Source organism: Nonomuraea typhae (assembly GCF_009760925.1).
Taxonomy (GTDB): domain Bacteria; phylum Actinomycetota; class Actinomycetes; order Streptosporangiales; family Streptosporangiaceae; genus Nonomuraea; species Nonomuraea typhae.
Genome location: NZ_VRLV01000007.1, coordinates 116,709 through 131,797, shown reverse-complemented (window position 1 = coordinate 131,797; position 15,089 = coordinate 116,709). Strand labels below are relative to the sequence as shown.

General features: G+C 71.5%; 17 protein-coding genes. 5 read left to right on the top strand and 12 right to left on the bottom strand.

Translation table 11 applies throughout. The features are described 5' to 3' along the window. Positions 1–3: 3 nt before the first annotated feature. The 9 genes from FVE25_RS26550 to FVE25_RS26510 are packed head-to-tail and all read right to left on the bottom strand — an operon-like array spanning position 4 to position 7,999. On the bottom strand, positions 4–516 hold the full coding sequence (locus FVE25_RS26550) for an OsmC family protein (protein WP_157249795.1): 513 nt from the start codon (positions 514–516) through the stop codon (positions 4–6). After that, positions 513–1,127, bottom strand: a complete 615-nt coding sequence (locus FVE25_RS26545) for a VOC family protein (RefSeq protein WP_157249794.1) — start codon at positions 1,125–1,127, stop codon at positions 513–515. The genes FVE25_RS26550 and FVE25_RS26545 overlap by 4 nt, the downstream gene beginning before the upstream one ends. Beyond that, positions 1,124–1,675, bottom strand: coding sequence for an alkylhydroperoxidase domain protein (locus tag FVE25_RS55420; RefSeq protein WP_157249793.1), 552 nt, complete (start codon positions 1,673–1,675; stop codon positions 1,124–1,126). The genes FVE25_RS26545 and FVE25_RS55420 overlap by 4 nt, the downstream gene beginning before the upstream one ends. Continuing rightward, positions 1,672–2,241, bottom strand: coding sequence for a CMD domain protein (locus FVE25_RS55415; RefSeq protein WP_157249792.1), 570 nt, complete (start codon positions 2,239–2,241; stop codon positions 1,672–1,674). Before FVE25_RS55415 ends, FVE25_RS55420 begins: the two co-directional genes overlap by 4 nt. After that, positions 2,238–3,212 carry a putative FMN-dependent luciferase-like monooxygenase gene (locus FVE25_RS26530; protein ID WP_157249791.1) on the bottom strand — a complete coding sequence of 325 codons (975 nt, stop codon included), beginning with the start codon at positions 3,210–3,212 and terminating at the stop codon, positions 2,238–2,240. Before FVE25_RS26530 ends, FVE25_RS55415 begins: the two co-directional genes overlap by 4 nt. Beyond that, complete coding sequence (locus FVE25_RS26525; RefSeq protein ID WP_157249790.1) at positions 3,209–4,750, bottom strand: dipeptide ABC transporter ATP-binding protein; 1,542 nt, start codon at positions 4,748–4,750, stop codon at positions 3,209–3,211. Before FVE25_RS26525 ends, FVE25_RS26530 begins: the two co-directional genes overlap by 4 nt. Further along, a complete protein-coding gene (locus FVE25_RS26520) occupies positions 4,747–5,514 on the bottom strand; it encodes an ABC transporter permease (protein ID WP_157249789.1) in 768 nt (255 codons plus the stop codon). The genes FVE25_RS26525 and FVE25_RS26520 overlap by 4 nt, the downstream gene beginning before the upstream one ends. Continuing rightward, positions 5,511–6,416 (bottom strand): ABC transporter permease, encoded by a 906-nt coding sequence (locus FVE25_RS26515; RefSeq protein WP_157249788.1) that lies wholly within the window; start codon positions 6,414–6,416, stop codon positions 5,511–5,513. The genes FVE25_RS26520 and FVE25_RS26515 overlap by 4 nt, the downstream gene beginning before the upstream one ends. Next, positions 6,413–7,999, bottom strand: coding sequence for a TIGR04028 family ABC transporter substrate-binding protein (locus FVE25_RS26510; protein ID WP_246267476.1), 1,587 nt, complete (start codon positions 7,997–7,999; stop codon positions 6,413–6,415). Before FVE25_RS26510 ends, FVE25_RS26515 begins: the two co-directional genes overlap by 4 nt. A gap of 121 nt (positions 8,000–8,120) precedes the next feature. On the opposite strand from FVE25_RS26510, the gene FVE25_RS26505 reads away from it, so the two are divergent. From FVE25_RS26505 to FVE25_RS26485, 5 genes are all read left to right on the top strand, one after another. Continuing rightward, a complete protein-coding gene (locus FVE25_RS26505) occupies positions 8,121–9,086 on the top strand; it encodes a hydroxyacid dehydrogenase (RefSeq protein ID WP_219825652.1) in 966 nt (321 codons plus the stop codon). Positions 9,087–9,127: 41 nt separating this feature from the next. Then, positions 9,128–9,883, top strand: a complete 756-nt coding sequence (locus FVE25_RS26500) for an alpha/beta fold hydrolase (protein ID WP_157249786.1) — start codon at positions 9,128–9,130, stop codon at positions 9,881–9,883. Positions 9,884–9,918: 35 nt separating this feature from the next. Further along, positions 9,919–10,317 (top strand): SRPBCC family protein, encoded by a 399-nt coding sequence (locus FVE25_RS26495; RefSeq protein ID WP_157249785.1) that lies wholly within the window; start codon positions 9,919–9,921, stop codon positions 10,315–10,317. A 93-nt stretch (positions 10,318–10,410) separates the two neighbouring features. Further along, a complete protein-coding gene (locus FVE25_RS26490; RefSeq protein WP_157249784.1) occupies positions 10,411–10,800 on the top strand; it encodes a DUF7144 family membrane protein in 390 nt (129 codons plus the stop codon). A gap of 81 nt (positions 10,801–10,881) precedes the next feature. Next, positions 10,882–11,088: a TM2 domain-containing protein gene (locus FVE25_RS26485; protein ID WP_157249783.1), complete on the top strand. Its 207-nt coding sequence runs from the start codon at positions 10,882–10,884 to the stop codon at positions 11,086–11,088. Positions 11,089–11,120: 32 nt separating this feature from the next. Here FVE25_RS26485 and FVE25_RS26480 read toward each other — a convergent pair whose 3' ends face one another. The 3 genes from FVE25_RS26480 to FVE25_RS26470 all read right to left on the bottom strand — a co-directional run bounded on the left by FVE25_RS26480 (position 11,121) and on the right by FVE25_RS26470 (position 15,066). After that, the gene (locus tag FVE25_RS26480; protein WP_157249782.1) at positions 11,121–11,615 is read right to left on the bottom strand and encodes a beta-class carbonic anhydrase; all 495 of its coding nucleotides are present in this window, start codon (positions 11,613–11,615) and stop codon (positions 11,121–11,123) included. 53 nt (positions 11,616–11,668) lie between these two features. Continuing rightward, positions 11,669–13,273: an alpha/beta fold hydrolase gene (locus FVE25_RS26475; RefSeq protein WP_157249781.1), complete on the bottom strand. Its 1,605-nt coding sequence runs from the start codon at positions 13,271–13,273 to the stop codon at positions 11,669–11,671. Between the two features lie 305 nt (positions 13,274–13,578). Beyond that, on the bottom strand, positions 13,579–15,066 hold the full coding sequence (locus tag FVE25_RS26470; RefSeq protein WP_157249780.1) for an MFS transporter: 1,488 nt from the start codon (positions 15,064–15,066) through the stop codon (positions 13,579–13,581). Positions 15,067–15,089 lie beyond the last annotated feature (23 nt).

Here is a 15,089-nt window from a genome sequence, read left to right as displayed (position 1 = left end):
CCATCAGACTCGCACTATTTCCCCCTTGATCTCCTGGGGGTTCCTGATGAGGTTGAGGATCGGGCAGACGCGCTCCACCTCGGCATGCAGCCTGGCCAGATCCTCGTCGGAGGCCGGCGAGTCGATCTTCACCTCGTAGCGGAAGTTCTGCGGATAGACAGGGACATCCGTGTTGCCCGGAAGCTGGGCCCGAGGGTCGTACTCAGCCCGCACGTCCACCGCAAGCGAGTCCAGCGGCACCTCCAGCTCGGCCGCCTTGATCAGGAAGATGTGCGTCACACAGCTCCCCAGCACCCCGGCCTGGAGCTCGGGCGAGCCCGGCCCCAGGTCGTACCCGGCGAAATCGGCCCGGCTGTCGCTGAGGATCTGATGCTCACGGATGCGAATGCGCCGCACCCCGCTGCGCCCCTCGGCGGTGACGGTCGCGTGCAACGGCACCGGCCCGTCAGAAGCCGCCGCCCGGCGCTCCAGCAGGGCGGCCCGCTTCTGCTTCAGGTACTCCCGCAACGTGCTCATACCAGCTCCACCGCACCCTCACGCGTGCCCAGCACAGCCCGAAGCCCCACGGCCCCGGCCACCACGTCGGCATGCACCCCAACAGCCTTGAGGGAAGCCGTCACCGCCGCCGGATCCGGATGAACGATGCTGAAAGCCTCCAGGGAAAGCTGCGGCAACCCCGCAGAAGACGGATGCTCTGTGCTCCCCCAGTCGATGAGGAACGGCACCGGCCGCACCCCGGCCGGGTCCTCGCGCCGGGTCAGCCGCCACTCCAGCAGCGTCCCGTCCGGCTTGCGGCGCGAGAGCGGCTGCACGTCACCCGGGTCGTACCCGGCCTGCCGGGCCTGCCGTACCTGCTCGTCGATGTCGTCAGGACGCACCGCCCAGGCGGCCAGCACGGGCGCGGTCAACGTCTCCAGCCCGAACGCCCGGGGCCGGGCTCCGGCGACGTCCGGGTCCGGCCCGATGATCTCCAGATAGGCGCCCTCCCCCAGCCCGACCAGGTAGTTGGCGGTGCCACCGGGATGCGCGCCACCCGCCACCGGGTGCACCCCGGTCCGCTCGGCGAACCCGGCCACCCCCTCCAGCAGGTTCGGCACGGCGTAGACAAGGTGGTCAAGAGTGCTCATTCGGGTTCTCCCAGGGACAGCATGAGCCGGTTGGCCCAGTTGAAGAAGGCGGCGGAATGGATGACGTCGCTGATGGCCAGGTCGTCGAGGCCGGCCTCGCGCAGCGCGGCCACGTGTTTCCCGGTCAGCGCGCCCGGCGTGGCGGCCAGGGCGACGGCCGCGTCGATGACCGCCCGCCAGCGCGGGTCCTGGTGCGCGTCCACGCCGTCGTCGAGCAGGCGCTGCACGTCGTCCGCGCGCTTGGCGTGGTGGCTGGCGAAGCGGGCGTGCACCGAGGCGCAGAAGACGCAGCCGTTGTGCCGCGAGACCGCGGTCGCGGCCAGTTCGCGCTCGGCGCGCGGGAGGCCGCCGTCGGCGTTGTGGAAGATGTCGAGGTCGGTCTTGGTGCGCGCGTGCAGGATGTGCGGGTCGCGGGCGAGCAGCAGGAAGTACGGCGAAGCCGCCCGCCCCTTGTCGACCAGCGCTTCCCAGTGCTCGTCGGTCAGCTCCTCCTCGGCCAGCGGCGCCAGCCACGGGCGCCAGCCGAGGTGGTCCTGGGTGAACTTCATGCGGCGGCTCCCAGCAGGCGCAGGCCCGCGATGGCGCGGATCTGGAAGGTGAGGAAGGCGACGAGCTGAGAGAGCGTGACGATGCCGGTGGTGCTCCATCCGGCGTCGAGCAGGGCTTGGAGGCTTTCCCTGCGGGCTTCGCGAGGGCGGAAGACCAGCAGGTGGGCGTGGTCGAAGGCGGCGGCCAGGCGGCCGTCGAGCGCCGAGCGGTGCACGGGGCCGGCGGTGTTCTCGGCGGCCAGTTCGGGCTCGGCGTAGACGCCGTAGGGGCCGGAGGTGAGGCCGGCGGAGATCTCCTCGCGGACCCGGGCGAGCAGGTCGGGGGCGAGTTCGCCGAGCCGGTCGGCGTAGAAGTCGGTCACGGCGGCGTCGCGGTGCAGCCCCGCCACGAACGCGGCGACGGCGTCGCGCTCGATGAGCGTGACCTCGTCCTCCGATTCGGGGCAGAACAGCGCCTCGTAGCTGCGCTGGGCGTGCTCGCGCGCCTCGGGGCGGCGCTCGCGGAGCTTGTCGAGGGGTGATCCCGGCTGGATGCCCGCCAGCCGGTCGATCACGTCCAGGGTCATACCGTGGTTCCTTCCAAAGCGGGGGCGACCTCGGTGGCGAGGAGTTCGATGGAGCGCAGGGTCTGCTCGTGGGGCGGGTCGATGGAATGGACCTGGAAGACCAGGTCGGTGACGCGTTTGAGGGTCGGGTCGGCCTTCAGGCTGGCCACGACGTCCTCGGGGGTGCCGACGTGGGCGTCCCAGGCGGCGATGAGCTCGTCCACGCCGCCGCCGTCGGGCTGGGGCAGGCCGGGTCTGGCCAGCCCCCTGGCCGCCCAGCGCAGCGCCTCCTCGCGGGTCTCGGCGACGAACGCGGTGCGCGAGGCCATGATCCGCGGGGCCACCCCGGCGGGCAGGGCGGCGTAGTAGGCGTCCACGATCGGCTTCTGGATCTCGGCCAGCGACAGCCCCGGCCGTCCCTCCGGGCGCGGCTGGGTGCGCGAGAGCATCAGCCCGTGCCCGGCCTTGCCCGCGCGTTCGCCGCCGCTGACCGAGAACGTCGCCTCCCAGATCGCCTCCAGCAGCCGCGGCGCCTGCGGGTAGAGCCGCTTGCCGCCGCCCAGGTCGCCGCCGGACCAGGCGTCGACCAGCACGGCCAGGTGCTCGGCGTAGATCTCGTTGCGTCGGGACGGGTCCTTGCCGAACGCCTCGAACGCCGAGGGCGTGCCGCCTCCAGCCACTCCGACCTCCAGCCGCCCGCCGGACAGCAGGTCGAGCACGGCGGCGTCCTCGGCCACCCGGACCGGGTGCTCCAGCGGCAGCGTGATGATCCCGGTGCCGATCCGGATCCGGGAGGTGCGCGCGGCCACGTGGCTGAGGAAGACGAGCGGCGCGGGCAGCCCGCCCTCGTCGCCGTCGAAGTGGTGTTGCGCCACCCAGGCGGTGTCGAAGCCGAGGCGTTCGGCGTGCACGATCTGCTCCAGCGCCAGCCGGTAGCGCTCGCGGGGCGGGACGTCGTCGAGGAGCCGGGTGAAGAAGCCGAGCCGGGTCATCGCACCGCCTCCGGCACCGCGGCCAGCAGCTCGCGCGTGTACTCGTGCCGCGGGCTGTCGAAGATCTGTTGGGTCGTCCCTGATTCCACGATGCGTCCCTTGTTCATGACGGAAACGGTGTGAGAGATCTGGCGCACCACCGCGAGGTCGTGCGAGATGAACAGGTAGGTCAGGCCGAGGTCGCGCTGGAGGCGCTCCAGCAGTTCCAGGATCTGCGCCTGGACGGTCACGTCCAGCGCGGAGACCGCCTCGTCCAGCACCACCACCTGGGGTTCCACGGCCAGCGCGCGGGCGATCGCGACCCGCTGGCGCTGGCCGCCGGACAGCTCGCGGGGCCTGCGCGCCAGCAGCGTCTCGGGCAGCGCGACCCGCTCCAGCAGCTCTTTCACCTTGGTACGGCGGGCCGCCCGGTCACCGAGGCGGAAGTTGCGCAGCGGCTCCTCGACGATCTCGGCCACGGTCTGCCGGGGATCCAGCGAGCCGTAGGGGTTCTGGTACACGAGCTGCACGCCCCGGCGGAACTCGGTGATCCCCGGGATCTCCACGACCCCGGAGGTGGGCTCGGCGAACCGGGTGACCATGCGCGCGGTGGTGGTCTTGCCGGAGCCGGACTCCCCCACGAGCGCGTGCGTGCTGCCCCGGGTCACCTCGAAGCCGATCCCGTCCACGGCGCGGAACCCGCCGAATTCCTTGACCAGGTCCCGCACGACGATCGCGGGCTCGCCGGCCGGGGGCTGCTTGAAGGACCGGGTGCTCAGCGCGGGCGCGTCCTCCAGCAGCCTGCGGGTGTAGGCGGCGGCCGGGGCGGCCAGGACCTCGCGGGTGCCGCCGCTCTCCTCGACCACGCCGTCGCGCATGACCACGAGCCGGTCGGAGCGGGCCGCGGCCACGCCCAGGTCGTGGGTGACCAGCAGGACGGCGGTGCCGTACTCCTGCCTGAGGTCGTCGATGAGGTCGAGGATGCGGCGCTGCACGGTCACGTCCAGGGCGCTGGTCGGCTCGTCGGCGATGAGCAGGCTGGGGCGCAGCGCGATGGCGGCGGCGATGAGCACGCGCTGGCGCATGCCGCCGGACAGTTCGTGCGGGTACTGCCCGGCGCGGCGGGCCGGGTCGTCCAGGCCGACGCGTTCCAGGAGCTCCAGGACCCGGCGCCTGCGTGCGGATTTGTCCCCATGCTTGTGGATGAGGAGGGTCTCGGCGATCTGGACGCCGACCTTCTTGACCGGGTTCAGCGAGTTGGCCGGATCCTGGGGGACGAGGCCGATGCTGGTGCCGCGGATCTCCCGCAGGCGGCGCTGGGACCAGCCGGCGATGTCGGTGCCGTTGAGCAGGATCTGGCCGCTGTCGGCCGGGTGCAGGCCGATGACGGCGTTCGCCGTGGTGGTCTTCCCCGAGCCCGACTCGCCCACCACCGCGACGAACTCGCCCTCCTCGACGCGCAGCGAGACGCCCTTGACCGCCTCGTGCCCGCCCTGCCGCCGCAGGCCGCGCGCCTGCGGGTAGGACACCCGCAGGTCCCTGACGTCGAGCAGAGTCATCGGATCTCCTTCGAGATACGGCCGGCGGCCAGCACCACGGCGACCACGACCGCGCCGGGCAGCGTGGTCAGCCACCAGGAGGTGGCCAGGTAGTTGCGGCCCTCGGAGATCAGCAGGCCCCATTCGGGCGTGGGCGGCTCGGCGCCGTACCCGAGGAAGCCCAGGGTGGAGATGGCCAGGATGGCCACGCCGAACTGCAGGGCGGCCAGCGCGACCACGGGGCCGAGGGAGTTGGGCAGCACGTGCCGCCAGAGGACTCCGGCGAAGGTGCCGCCGCTGCCGAAGGCGGCCTCCACGTAGTCGCTGCGCCGTACTCTGACCACCTCGGCGCGGGACAGGCGGGCGAAGGCGGCGACCGAGGCGATGCCCACGGCGATGGCCACGTTCACCGTGCCGGGGCCGAGCAGGATGATCACGGTCAGCGCCAGCAGGAGGCCGGGCACCGAGAGCAGCACGTCCACGCCTCGCATGATCACTTCGTCGGCCGCCCCGCCCGCGGCGCCGGCCAGCAGGCCGAGCAGCGTGCCCAGCACCAGCCCGACGCCGACCGCCACGAACGCGCCCGACAGCGAGTGCACCGAGCCGTGCACGACGCGGGCGAACACGTCGCGGCCGACCGCGTCGGTGCCGAACCAGTGGGCGGCGCTGGGCGGCTGCAGCTTGTCGGCCGGCACGCCGGCCAGCGGATCGTGGCCGGTGAACACCCACGGCACGATCGCCCAGAGCACGACGACGGCGATCGTCAGCCAGGAGAGCACCTTCATCGCGCCAGCCTCGGGTCGAGCACCGGAAACAGCACGTCCACCACCAAGTTGACCAGGACGAACACGGTCGCGGCCAGCACCACGACGGCCAGCAGCACGGGTGTGTCCTGGGCGTTGACCGCCTGCTCGGTGAGGCGGCCGATGCCGTTGCGGCCGAAGACGGTCTCAGTCACGACCGATCCGGCGATCAGCTCGCCGAAGGTGAGCCCGGCGACGGTCAGCGTGGGCGGCAGCGCGTTGCGGACCACGTGCCGCCACAGGATCCACGAGCGCGAGGCGCCCTTGGCGGCCACGACCGGCACGAACGGCTGGGTGAAGACCTGGTCGAGGCTGCGGGCCAGGACCTGGGCGATGGGCGCGGAGATCGGCACGGCGAGCGTGAGCACGGGCAGGACGAGCTGCTGGATCTCGCTGCCGCCGATGACCGGCACCAGGCCGAGCCGGAAGGAGAACACCTGGATCAGCAGGATGCCCAGCCAGAAGGCCGGGATCGAGATGAACAGCGCGGGCACCGCCAGCAGCAGGCCGCGCAGGCGGGAGCTGTGACTGGCGGCGACCGCGATCAGCACGGCCAGCAGCACGGCCAGGACGAAGGCGGCGCCGGCCAGCTTGGCCGTCTCCGGAAGCCCTTCTGCCAGCCGCTCCAGCACCGGGGTGCCGGTGTCGACCGAGTAGCCGAAGTCGCCGCGCACGAACCCGAGGACGGTGTGCAGGTAGCCGCCGGCGTCGTAGTACTGGCGAATCTGGGCGATCTGCTCGGGTGACAGGCCCAGCTCCGGGTTCTGGAACTTGATCAGGATGGAGTCGCCGGGCATGGCCTGGAGCAGGAGGTAGGCGGCGGTGAAGGCCGCCCAGAGCACCAGGAGCGCCTGCCCCACCCGCTTGGCCAGATATTTCCTCATTTATCCAGCCAGACGGAGTAGAAGCTGGGCCGGGCCACCGCCTCGAAGGCCACCCCCTGGACGTACGGGGCCACGCCGTACACCTGGGGCTCCTCGAACAGCGGGATCGCGTACGCCTGCTCGATCAGGTACCGCTGGATCTCGGCCACCTTGGCGTTGCGCCGGTCCACGTCGGGCAGGGCGGACTGCTCCTCCAGCAGCCGGTCGAGCTTGGCGTCGTTGGACAGGATCACGTCGCGGTTCTTGCTGTGGAACTGGCTCTTGATCACGTCCTGGTCGGCGCGGCCGACCATGCTGTGCGAGACCGCGGTCTTCTCCGCGTTCTTGATGTCCACGGCCTGGGTGCCCGCGTCGGCGGGGCGGATCTCCAGCTTGACGCCGAGCTTGGCCCACTGCTGGGCGACGAGTTCGAGCGTCTGCTTGGACAGCGGCTGCGGCCCGGCCACGAAGACGCCGAGGTTCAGCTTGACGCCGCCCTTCTCCCGGACGCCGTCGGCGCCCTGGACCCAGCCGGCCTCGTCCAGCAGCTTGTTCGCGCCGTCGGGGTCGTGGACCAGTTCCTTCGACAGGTCCGCGTACCCCTGGGCCAGGTGACTGAGCACCGAGGTGGCCTGCGGGTAGTTCTCGGTGAAGAGCGTGTCCACGACCTCCTTGGCGTTCGTGCCCTTCAGCAGCGCCCGGCGGACCCTGATGTCCTTGAGGATGCTGTTGGCCGGGCGCAGGTACAGGCCGTTGTTGACGCCGCGCGTGGGCTCGGCCCTGACCGTGAAGCCGGCCGACTTGACCGTCTGCTCGTCGTACGCCTGCACGTAGCGCACGTAGTCGGCCTGGCCGGAGGTCAGCGCGCCCACCCGGACGTTGTCCTCGGGCGTGACGATGATCTTGATCAGGTCGAGGTAGGCGCGCCCCTGATGCTTGGCGGACGGCGGCGCCCAGTTGTAGTCCTTGCGCGCCTGAAGGTCGATCTCCTTGTCCACGACCTGCTTGGCCACGGTGAACGGTCCCGAGCCGATCACGTTCTTGAGCTGGCACTGCTCCTCGTACGGCAGGCCGATCGTCTTCTTGGCCACCAGCCCGGCCCCGATCACCGAGGTGCCCTGGAGGAAGCCCGGGGAGGGCTTGTCGAAGAAGAACCTGACCGTCTTGGCGTCGACGACTTCGGAGCGCTCATAGTTGTTGACGAACTCGGCCGGCGGCAGCTTGAGCTTCTCGTCGCCCTTGCCGTAGACGTCGAAGTTGGCCGCGACCGCCGCGGCGTCGAGCGGGCTGCCGTCGCTGAAGGTCACGCCGTCGCGCAGGTGGAAGGTGTACTCGGTGGCGTCGTCGTTGACCTCCCACTTGGTGGCGATCCACGGCTCGATCTTCAGGGTCTCGGGGTTCTGCCAGGTGAGCTTGTCGGTGAGCTGGTTGAGCACGCCGCCGTTGGGATAGAACCCGGCCGCCGGGAGGTAGAGGCAGGTGGGCGGCTGGTGCTCCAGGTAGGTGAGCGTGCCGCCGTACTTCGGCTGGCCGCCGGCCGCTTTGGCCGCCGCCCCCGTGCCGCCGCCACCACAGGAGCTCAGCAGCCCTACGACGGCGAGCATGGCAACGCTGAGAATCGCGGGTCTGGTTGAGGACATGGGGCGACAACCCTTCACTTCCGGGGGCTTACGCGACAAAACGATAATACCTACCTGAATAGTAGGCAAATGTAAGATCGGAGGTGTGTTAGCCGCGGCCTTCCTCCACCGCCCCGAGGTGTTCTCCGACGTCTACGCTCCCGTCCTCGACCGCATCCGGGCCAGAGCCGAGATCGTGTACGGCCCCGCCGCGCACGCCGACCCCGCCCGGCTCGGCCCTGTCGAGGTTCTGTGCACGAGCTGGGGCGCGCCCGTGCTCGACGCCGCCCTCCTGGACGCCATGCCGCGGCTGAAGCTCGTCCTGTACGCCGCCGGATCGGTGCGCAAGCTCGTCACGCCCGAGTTCTGGGCGCGGGAAGTCCCGCTCGTCTCCGCCTACCGGGCCAACGCCGTGCCCGTCGCCGACTTCACCTACGCGCAGATCGTCTACGCGCTCAAGGGCGGCTGGCGGTACGCGCTCGGCGCCCGGGCCGCCGGCGCGCCCATGACGCGGGTGCCCCAGCCCGGGTTGTACGGCTCGCGCGTCGGGCTTCTCTCGCTGGGCGCGATCGGGCGGCTGGTCGTGGACCGGCTGCGGGCGCTGGCCGTGGACGTGGTGGCCCATGACCCGTTCGCCGGGCCGTACGACGGGGTGCGGATGGTGGAGCTGGCGGAGCTCTTCGCGACCAGCGACGTGGTCAGCGTGCACACCCCGCTGCTGGACGAGACCCGCGGGCTGGTGGGGCGGGAGCTGCTGGGCTCGATGCGGCAGGGGGCCACGCTGATCAACACCGCCCGCGGCGCGATCCTCGACGAGGCCGCGCTGGTCGAGGTGCTGGCCGGGCGGCCCGACCTGTTCGCCGCCCTGGACGTCACCGACCCCGAGCCGCCGGTGCCGGGCTCGCCGCTGTTCACGCTGCCGAACGTCGTGCTCACCCCGCACATCGCGGGCAGCCTGGGAGCCGAGCGCGGGCTGCTGGGCGAGCTGGTCGCCGGGGAACTGGAGCGCTTCGCCGACGGGCTGCTGCTGGAGCACGCGCTGACCCGCGAGGCCGCCGAACGTCTTGCCTGAGGGCCGCGCGTGAGCGGGGCCTCACAGGCCACACTGGAGGCATGGACCTTCCCTGGCTGGAGCTGGGCACCGGGCATCCACTGGTAGTGCTGCGCTGGTTCACACCCGAGCACTCCGCCAAGCTGAGCCCCGGAGAGCTGCCGGTCCTGACCGCGCTGGGCACGCGCTTCCGGGTCTACGCGGTGAACCGGGCGCCCAACATGCCGCCCGGCACCACGATGGCCGACATCGCCGAACAGCACGCCCTCGACCTGCGCAAGCGCTTCGGCCAGCCGGTGGACGTGCTGGGCATGTCCTCGGGCGGCTCCCTGGCCCTGCAACTGGCGGCCGACCATCCGGGCGTGGTCAACCGCATGGTGGTGGCGGGCGCCGCGTACACGCTGCCGCCGCACACCCGCCGGGCCCAGCGCCGCTACACCGAGGCCGTCGCCGCCGGGCGCCGGGGCGCGCAGCACCTGGCGCCGCTGGCCGGGGGCAACCCGGTCACCCGGGCCTTCTTCACCGCGCTCATGTGGCTGGCCGACCCCGCGATCCGGCCCGCCAACCCCCACGACATGCTGCACTTCGCCCAGGCCGAGGACGCCTTCGACGTGCGCGAGCGGCTGCCGGCCATGCAGACGCCCATCCTGGTCGTCGGGGGCGAGCGCGATCTGGCCTACACGCCCGAGCTGTTCCGGGAGACCGCGGACGGCCTGCCGCACGGGAAGCTGCTGGTCTACCCCGGGGCCAGTCATCTCCGGACGTTCCGCCACCCGGACTTCCCCGCCGACGTCGAGGCGTTCCTTAAGCCGGCCTGAAGGGGACCGTAAGTGCCCGCGCGCACCGTGGAGGCATGGAGTACTCCGTCGAACGCGCCCTCGCCGCCCCGCCCGACCAGGTCTACGCCGCCTGGACCACCCCCGAGCGCTTCGCCCGCTGGTTCGGCCCGCGCATCTTCACCACGCCGCCGGGCCGCGTCGTCCTGGACCCTCGGCCGGGCGGCGCCTGGCAGGCCACGCTCGTCGGCGAGCACGGCTTCGAGGCCACCCTGGGCGGCTTCTACCAGGAGGCCAGCGTGCCCGACCGGCTGGTGTTCACCTCCGGTGCCGCGCTCGTCACCGTCACCCTGCGGGGCGAGCGCGACGGGACCGTCCTGCGGTTCCAGCATCTCGGTGCCGCCGAGGAGCACGTGCGGGCCGCCTGGCTGGAATCGCTGGACCGCCTCGCCGAACATCTCGGCGTCCGTCCGTGAATCGCAAATTCCCTCCCACCGTTGGGCAATCCGCGCGCCTGCCGTACCGGAGTGGGGCACCTCCAGAAGAGGCGAAAGGGGAGTGAGATGGCCATGCACTACACAGAGCCCGGCCACTCCGGCTGGCTCGGATTCGCCGGCATGCTCGGCGTCATCCTCGGGTTCTTCCATGTGATCCAGGGCGTCATCGCCTTCTTCCGGCAGGACGTCTACCTGACGCCCGGCGGGCAACTGCTGGTGCTCGACTACAACACCTGGGGCTGGATCTGGGTGATCATCGGGCTGGCGCAGATCGCGGTGGCGCTCGGCATCCTGGCCGGGAAGACGTGGGCGCGGGTGCTCGGCATCGTGTTCTGCGGCCTGTCCATGATCGGGCAGTTCGCCTTCCTCGGCGCCTACCCGGTCTACTCGGTGATCAGCATCGCGATCAGCGTGCTGGTGATCTACGGGCTGATCGTCGCACCGCGCCGGGCGAGCGCCTGATCAACCGTTCGTCCATCACCCGTCAATGGCGGCCGGGGATCGTCCTTCCCACTTCATCACCTACGGGAAAGGCGCTCCCCCATGGCCTCCAAGTCCTGGATCGTCACCGCCGCGCTCTGCTTCTTCCTCGGAGCCCTCGGCGTCCACCGCTTCTACGTGGGCAAGATCGGCACCGGCGTGCTGCAGCTGGTCACCATCGGCGGGCTGGGCATCTGGGTGCTGATCGACTTCTTCATGATCCTGGTGGGCAAGTTCACCGACAAGGAGGGCAGGCCGCTGGCCAAGTGAGGATGCCGGGGGCCGGGCCCCCGGCACGGCCGTCAGCCCTTCACCTCGCGCAGGCGGCCGGTCTCCACCTCGTAGACGAAGCCGCGCACGGCATCGCGATGCGGGATGAACGGGTCGGCCCTGACGCGCGCGATCGACTGCGCGACATCGCCTTCGAGGTCGGAGAACGCCTCGGCGGACCAGTCCGGCTTGATGCCGGTCTCGGCCCGGATGGCCTCCTTGAACGCGTCGTCGGTGAACGTCAGCATGCCGCAGTCGGTGTGATGGATGAGGATGATCTCGGTGGTGCCCAGGAGCCGCTGGCTGATCGCGAGGCTGCGCCGCTCGTCGGCGGTGATGACACCGCCGGCGTTGCGGATGACGTGCGCGTCCCCTTCGCGCAGGCCGAGGAGGCCGTAGACGTTCAGACGCGCGTCCATGCAGGCGACGACGGCGACGCCTTTGCCGGGTGGCAGCGGCAGGTCCCCCTTGTCGAAGGTGGCGGCGTATCGCTCGGCGTTGGCCAGCAGCTCGTCGGTGACGCTCATCGAGGCTCCTCCGTGAGGTCGGGCCTTCAGAATTACCCTAAATCCCTATGGATTCAATAGGGTTTACTCACCTTGGGCGGCGGGATGTGGGCCAGGCACGAGGTGTCACCCAGCCGCTCGTCCCTGATGAACCCGGTCACCACGGAGATCGCACAGCCCGTGGCGTCCATCTCCGGGGCGTGCCCGGTGTTCGGCACCACCAGGAACGTCGCCCGCGGGAACTGCGCGGCGTTCAGCCTGCTGTTCTCCTCCGGGGTGTTGTTGTCCAGGTCGCCGGCGAGCACCAGCGTGGGCACGTCGGGCAGCTTCCCGGTCAGCTTGTACGGCCGGGCCGTCCCCTCCTTCGGCCACTCGATGCACGCGTCGCCGCCGTCGGGTGCGCTGGAGGCGAAGCTCTCCCTGCTGAAGGCGCCGAACCCGGCCGGGTCCGCGGCCCTGACCGCCCGGTCGAACTGACGCCGGCGCGTGCGCAGCGGCGCGTCCACCGACCAGGCGCGCGTGTAGTCGTTGCAGACCACGGTGAGCGTCAGGGAGTTGTCCCCGCCGGCCGCCGTGTCGGCGTACTCCTGGAAGGCCGCGGTGAGCTCGGCGGCCAGCGGCCGCACGTCCCCCCTGGCCGCCTTGTGGAGGTGGGCCGGCATCCGGCCGATCAGCGGCACCACGTCGGGAGAGCCGCCCACACCGCCGCTGGCGGCGAAGGTGAGGACCATGGCGAAGAGGCTCTCGTCCAGCGTCATCGTGTGCGGGCGGCCGCCGACCGTGATGGTCAGCTCGACCGGCCTGACGCGTAGCCGCGCGTTCACCTTGCGCAGGTCCCGCACCGTGGCCGCGCCGTCGCAGGCGCCGCTGCGCGCGCAGATGCGGCGCAGGGTCAGAGAGATCTGCCGGGCGCTCGGGCCGCCGAGCGAGTCGAAGGTGACCGGGAAGGCGGCCGACACCACGATCGAGCGCACGGAGTCCGGGTGCCGCTCGGCGTAGATCGGCATCAGGTAGGTGCCGTAGGACACGCCGTACAGGACGACCTTGCCCAGGCCGAGCCTCTGCCGGACCGCGTTGAAGTCGTCGGCGGTGGCGGCCGAGGTGTAGCCCTCGGCCCGCGGGCCGAGGTTGGCTCCGCACTGGGCGGCCATGCGCCGCAGCTCCGCCCGGCCGTTGAGGATGAGGTCACCGATGCCGCAGCTCAGCGTGCCCGACTGGCCGGTGCCGCGCGGGTCGATGAGCAGCAGGTCGTGGTCGGCGCGCAGCGGGGCGGTCAGCGCCGCGTACCACGCGGCGATCGCGATCGGGGCGCCGCCGGGGCCGCCCGGGTTGACCATGACGGTGTTCTTGGCCGGAGCCGCCTCGTTCTCGCGGCGGACCAGCGCGTAGGCCACGTCGATCGTGCCGAGTTCCGGCTTGCCCGCCACCAGGGGGCGGGACACGGTGCCGCACTCGGCCCGGCGGCCGGGAAGCGCGGGACACCAGGCGGGGGCGCCGGGCTCCGGGGTGCGCGGGGCCGCGGAGGTGGTCTTCTCCAGGCCCGGCGGGAGCGGGAAGGGTACGGGAGCCGCCGGGTAGGGCCAGCTCTGCTGCGCCGCGGGGGGCGACGGGGTCGGAGGGGTCGGCGCTAAGACCGACAGGCCAGTGGTCACCGCCAGAAAAGCGGAAATCAACGACATGTCAGAAAGCTTGATCGACCGGTCTTCTCTCCCACCAGAGACCAAAGGACAGACCTCATCCTGCCGCCGCCCCAGCGCTTCCCTCCTCCTCAGGAAGGAGGAGACCCCGAAAGCTCGGGGAGGTGGGGAACCCGGAAGCTCGGGGAGGAGGAGAACCCGAAAGCTCGGGGAGGTGGAGAACCCAGAAGCTCAGGAAGGAGGAGACCCCGAAAGCTCGGGAGGGAGGAGAACCCGGAAGCTGCGGAAGGAGGAGAACCCGAAAGACCGCAAGGGGCGAGTTCCCCTTGCGGTCAGCGGGTGATCCTTCACGCGGCGGCCGGCACCGGCTCCGCCCTGACGCCGCGCTCCCGCAGCACCACCACGGTCAGCACGGCCAGGCCCAGGAAGACCAGGGCGCCCAGGCCGGAGACCGCGTGCAGGCCCGAGGTGTAGGCCGCCCGCGCCGCCTCCAGCAGCAGCGGCTGGTGGGCCGTCTCGGCCGCCGCACCCGCGATGGTGTCCGCGGCGATCCCCTCCGGCAGCCCCGCCCGGAAGACCGCGGCGGCCAGGCTGCCCAGCGCGGCCACGCCCACCGCCACCCCGAACTCGCCGCTGGTCTCGGCGATCGCGGCCGCCGAACCCGCCTTCTCCGCCGGGGCGGCGGCCATCATGATCCCGTTGCTCAGGCTCATCGGCAGCGCGATGCCCGCCTGGGCCACCACCAGCCCGAGGATCACGAAGGCCACGCCGTTGCCGGGGGTGGCCAGCGTCATCAGCGCCATCCCGGCCGCGCCCAGCACCAGGCCGCCGGCCATCACGTAGGCGGGCTGGACCCGCCGGGCCAGCATCGGACCGGCCGACAGCGCGACGATCATGATCAGGCTCGGCGGCACCATCCACAGCCCGGCCGCCAGCGGGGACAGCCCGGCCACCGACTGCAGGAACGTGGTGGCCGTCAGCGTGATCCCGGCCATCACCACGCCGCCGAGCAGCATCAGCGTCAGGGAGGAGGCGAAGGCACGGTTGCCGAACAGGCGCAGGTCGAGCAGCGGGTCGGCCAGGCGGCGCTGGCGGCGCACGAACACGGCGCCGAGCGCCAGGCCAGCCACCAGCGCGGCGACGGGGACGAGCTGCCAGCCGCCCCGGGCGACCTCCTTGAGCCCGTAGATGAGCGGCAGGATCGCGGCCAGCGACAACACGACGCTCACCGGGTCGAGGCGGCCGGCTGTACGGTCGCGGTACTCCGGCAGCACGGCCGGACCGGCGAGCAGCACCACGAGCATGAACGGCACGCCGAGCAGGAAGGCCGAGCCCCACCAGAAGTGCTCCAGCAGCAGCCCGCCCACGAACGGGCCGACGGCCATGCCGCCCATGAAGCAGCTGAACCAGATCCCGATCGCCGCCCCCATCTGCTTGGGGTCGTGGAAGATGTTGCGGATCAGCGCCATCGACGACGGCATCAGCGTGGCCCCGGCGACGCCCAGCAGGGCCCGGGTCACGACCAGCATCTCGGCGCTGGCGGAGAAGGCGGCCACGACGGACAGCACGCCGAAGGCGGCGGCTCCGGCCAGCAGGAGCCTGCGCCGGCCGATCCGGTCGCCGAGCGTGCCCATGGTGACGAGGAAGCCGGCCAGCATGAACGAGTAGATGTCCATGATCCACAGTTGCTGCGGGCCGGTGGCGCCGAGCTCGGCGCTCATGTGCGGCAGCGCCAGGTACAACACGCTGACGTCGATGGAGAGCAGCAGCGCGATCGAGCTGAGGACTGCCAGGGCGATCCAGGCGCGCCGTCCGGCGGCGGAGTTCGTGTTCATGGCTCCACCGTGCCGGGCTCCGC

What these genes read in the sequence shown, in the direction of transcription:
- FVE25_RS26550 (WP_157249795.1), bottom strand. Translation starts at nt 516, where the DNA reads ATGAGCACGTTGCGGGAGTACCTGAAGCAGAAGCGGGCCGCCCTGCTG.
- FVE25_RS26545 (WP_157249794.1), bottom strand. Translation starts at nt 1,127, where the DNA reads ATGAGCACTCTTGACCACCTTGTCTACGCCGTGCCGAACCTGCTGGAG.
- FVE25_RS55420 (WP_157249793.1), bottom strand. Translation starts at nt 1,675, where the DNA reads ATGAAGTTCACCCAGGACCACCTCGGCTGGCGCCCGTGGCTGGCGCCG.
- FVE25_RS55415 (WP_157249792.1), bottom strand. Translation starts at nt 2,241, where the DNA reads ATGACCCTGGACGTGATCGACCGGCTGGCGGGCATCCAGCCGGGATCA.
- FVE25_RS26530 (WP_157249791.1), bottom strand. Translation starts at nt 3,212, where the DNA reads ATGACCCGGCTCGGCTTCTTCACCCGGCTCCTCGACGACGTCCCGCCC.
- FVE25_RS26525 (WP_157249790.1), bottom strand. Translation starts at nt 4,750, where the DNA reads ATGACTCTGCTCGACGTCAGGGACCTGCGGGTGTCCTACCCGCAGGCG.
- FVE25_RS26520 (WP_157249789.1), bottom strand. Translation starts at nt 5,514, where the DNA reads ATGAAGGTGCTCTCCTGGCTGACGATCGCCGTCGTCGTGCTCTGGGCG.
- FVE25_RS26515 (WP_157249788.1), bottom strand. Translation starts at nt 6,416, where the DNA reads ATGAGGAAATATCTGGCCAAGCGGGTGGGGCAGGCGCTCCTGGTGCTC.
- FVE25_RS26510 (WP_246267476.1), bottom strand. Translation starts at nt 7,999, where the DNA reads ATGCTCGCCGTCGTAGGGCTGCTGAGCTCCTGTGGTGGCGGCGGCACG.
- FVE25_RS26500 (WP_157249786.1), top strand. Translation starts at nt 9,128, where the DNA reads ATGGACCTTCCCTGGCTGGAGCTGGGCACCGGGCATCCACTGGTAGTG.
- FVE25_RS26495 (WP_157249785.1), top strand. Translation starts at nt 9,919, where the DNA reads ATGGAGTACTCCGTCGAACGCGCCCTCGCCGCCCCGCCCGACCAGGTC.
- FVE25_RS26490 (WP_157249784.1), top strand. Translation starts at nt 10,411, where the DNA reads ATGCACTACACAGAGCCCGGCCACTCCGGCTGGCTCGGATTCGCCGGC.
- FVE25_RS26485 (WP_157249783.1), top strand. Translation starts at nt 10,882, where the DNA reads ATGGCCTCCAAGTCCTGGATCGTCACCGCCGCGCTCTGCTTCTTCCTC.
- FVE25_RS26480 (WP_157249782.1), bottom strand. Translation starts at nt 11,615, where the DNA reads ATGAGCGTCACCGACGAGCTGCTGGCCAACGCCGAGCGATACGCCGCC.
- FVE25_RS26475 (WP_157249781.1), bottom strand. Translation starts at nt 13,273, where the DNA reads ATGTCGTTGATTTCCGCTTTTCTGGCGGTGACCACTGGCCTGTCGGTC.
- FVE25_RS26470 (WP_157249780.1), bottom strand. Translation starts at nt 15,066, where the DNA reads ATGAACACGAACTCCGCCGCCGGACGGCGCGCCTGGATCGCCCTGGCA.